At 64.7% G+C, this 556-nt stretch carries 1 protein-coding gene; it reads right to left on the bottom strand.

Going from position 1 to position 556, the window contains the following annotated elements:
- Positions 1 to 556: complex I subunit 1/NuoH family protein (locus tag ABD340_RS47805; RefSeq protein WP_344598861.1), on the bottom strand; the 556-nt coding region annotated here is incomplete at both ends.

The following is a 556-nucleotide window of genomic DNA, read 5'->3' as shown; positions in this document are numbered from 1 at the left end:
CCGGGGCCCGCCACCCGCCCAGGAACAGCGTCGTGGCCAGCGCCGACAACGTCGCCAGGTTGATGTACTCGGCCAGGAAGAACATCGCGAACTTCAACGAGGAGTACTCGGTGTGGAACCCGCCGACCAGCTCCCCCTCACCCTCGGGCAGGTCGAACGGAATCCGGTTGGACTCCCCCATCATCGTCACCACATAGATCACGAACGAGGGGAACAGCAGCAGCACGAACCACCGGTCCGCCTGCGCGTTGACGATCCCGGTCGTCGACATCGTCCCCGCGAACAGGAACACCGCCACGAACGACAACCCCATCGCGATCTCATAGGAGATCACCTGCGCCGACGACCGCAACCCGCCCAGCAGCGAATACGGCGACATCGACGACCAACCCGCCAGCACGATCCCGTACACGCCCATCGACGACATCGCCAGCACCACCAGAACCGCCACCGGCAGATCCGTGCCCTGCAACGGCGTGTGATGCCCGAACACCGACACCGTCGGCCCGAACGGAATGATCGCGAACGAGATGAACGCCGGAACCGCCGACATCAC

The organism is Actinomadura vinacea, from assembly GCF_039532545.1.
GTDB classification, from domain to species: Bacteria; Actinomycetota; Actinomycetes; order Streptosporangiales; family Streptosporangiaceae; genus Spirillospora; species Spirillospora vinacea.
This window is presented reverse-complemented; position numbering and strand designations above follow the sequence as displayed.